Annotated in this window: 2 protein-coding genes; both read right to left on the bottom strand. The window is 68.0% G+C overall.

Annotated elements, in window-relative coordinates; all coding sequences use genetic code 11:
• A partial coding sequence (locus JMF90_RS33680; protein WP_201326044.1) for a flagellar biosynthesis protein FlhA occupies positions 1-1,348 on the bottom strand: 1,348 nt, incomplete at its 3' end.
• A partial coding sequence (gene flhB, locus JMF90_RS33675) for a flagellar type III secretion system protein FlhB (RefSeq protein ID WP_201326043.1) occupies positions 1,345-2,365 on the bottom strand: 1,021 nt, incomplete at its 5' end. The genes JMF90_RS33680 and flhB, both read right to left, overlap by 4 nt.

Below are 2,365 nucleotides of genomic sequence, written 5' to 3'. Positions count from 1 at the left end.
GGCCCGGGTTGATCGCGAGCCACTGGCCCGGGAACACTTCGCCCGCGCCGATCTCGACGCCCTTCAGCGCGATCCGGTACGCGTTCGGCCGCAGTTCGAGGTTGTCGCGGATATGGATCACCGGCGGCAGGAAGCCGATTTCCTGCGCGAATTTCTTGCGGATGCTCTTGATGCGCTTGAGCAGCTCGCCGTCGCTGTTCTTGTCGACCAGCGGGATCAGCCGGTAGCCGACTTCGAGGCCGAGCGGGTCGATCAGCTGCACGTCGTCCCAGGTCGCTTCGTGGCTGTCGGCCGGCAGCACCGCGGGCGGTGCGATGTCGGTCACGTCGCCGGCCGCCTTGCGCGCCGCCGCACGCTTGGTCTGGGTGCGCGCCAGCCAGATCGCGCCGCCGCCGAGCGCGAGGAACGCGAAGTGCGGCATCCCCGGGATCAGCCCCATCAGCACGATGATCGCGCCGGTGATGTTCAGCACGCGCGGGTTCGTGAACAGCTGGCCGGTGATTTGCGTGCCGATGTCCTCGTCGGTCGCGACGCGCGACACGATCACGCCGGCCGCGGTCGAGATCACGAGCGACGGGATCTGCGCGACGAGGCCGTCGCCGATCGTCAGCAGCGTGTAGTTGGTGCCGGCCGCGGCGAAGCTCATGTCGTGCTGCACCATCCCGACGATCAGCCCGCCGATCACGTTGATCGCCATGATGATCAGGCCGGCGATCGCGTCGCCGCGCACGAACTTCGATGCGCCGTCCATCGACCCGTAGAACTCGGCTTCCTGCGACACGGCGAGGCGGCGCTTGCGGGCCTGCTCCTCGTTGATGAGGCCGGCGTTGAGATCCGCGTCGATCGCCATCTGCTTGCCGGGCATCGCGTCGAGCGTGAAGCGCGCGGACACTTCGGCGATCCGCCCCGCGCCCTTCGTGATCACCATGAAGTTGATGATCATCAGGATCACGAACACGACGATGCCGACCGCGAAGTTGCCGCCCACGAGGAAGTGGCCGAACGCCTCGATCACCTGGCCGGCCGCGTCGGGGCCGGTGTGGCCTTCGAGCAGCACGACGCGCGTCGACGCGACGTTCAGCGACAGGCGCAGGAGCGTCGAGAACAGCAGCACGCTCGGGAACGCCGCGAAGTCGAGCGGCTTCATCGTGTACATGCTGACGAGCAGCACCATCACCGACAGCGCGATGTTGAAGGTGAACAGCAGATCCAGCAGCATCGGCGGCAGCGGCAGGATCATCATCCCCAGGATCATGCAGATGAGGATCGGGCCCGCGAGCGCGCGCAGGTTCGTGCCTGCCAGCACGTTCGGGCGCTTCGCGAACAGGCCGGTGGTCGGGGTGCTCATGCTGCGTTCCCTTGCTTGCCGAGGGTGTCCTCGGCTTCTTCACGCTCGTCGTCGGCGGCGACCGACGTGCCCTTGTCGAGTTCGGCCGGCACGTCGAGATCGACCGGCATCGCCGGGAACGCGCCGCCTTCCGAACGGAAGCGCTTGAGCTGGTAGACCCACGCGAGCACTTCGGCGACCGCCGAGTACAGCGAACCGGGGATCTCGCGCTCGAGTTCGACGTTGTGATACAGCGCACGCGCGAGCGGCGGCGCTTCGAGCAGCGGCACGTTGTGCTCGGCCGCGAGTTCGCGGATGCGCGCGGCGACGAGGTTCACGCCCTTCGCGACGACCTTCGGCGCGCGCATCTCGCCATCCGTGTATTGCAGCGCGACCGCGAAGTGCGTCGGGTTCGTGACGACCACGTCGGCCTTCGGCACGGCCGCCATCATCCGGCGGCGGGCGATCGCGCGCTGCTGCTGGCGAATCCGCCCCTTCACGTGCGGATCGCCTTCGTTCTCGCGATGCTCGCGCTTCACTTCTTCCTTCGTCATGCGCAACTTCTTGTTGTACTGCCAGAGTTGGTAAGGCACGTCGAGCCCGGCGACGACCAGCATCCCGGCGACCGTCGTGCCGCAGCACACGGCGACCAGATGCAGCGCATCGGGCAGCGCGGCGCCGAGCGGCTGCGTCGCGAGGCCGAGCAGTTCGTCCTTGCTGCGCCAGATCGCGATGCCGCCGATCCCGCCGACGACCAGCGTCTTCGCGATCGACATCCCGAGCTGGATCGGCCCCTGGATCGAGAAGATCCGGCCGAGGCCCGAGATCGGGTTCAGGCGGTCGAACTTCAGCTCGAACGTCTTTTGCGAAATCAGCCAGCCGCCGAGCGCCATCGGCGCGAGCAGCGCGGCGACGCCGGTGAGCGCGAGGAGCGGCAGCAACGCGGCGAAGCCTTCGAGGCTCGCGCTGCCGGCCGCCGACAGCATCCGGTGGGTGTCGAACGCGGTCGCGCGATCGAACGTGAACGCGCCGCGCAGC

This window comes from Burkholderia sp. E168m23, assembly GCF_016586125.1.
Taxonomy (GTDB): domain Bacteria; phylum Pseudomonadota; class Gammaproteobacteria; order Burkholderiales; family Burkholderiaceae; genus Burkholderia; species Burkholderia orbicola.
The sequence above is the reverse complement of the archived record's forward strand: the minus strand, read 5'-3'. Positions and strand labels throughout refer to the sequence as shown.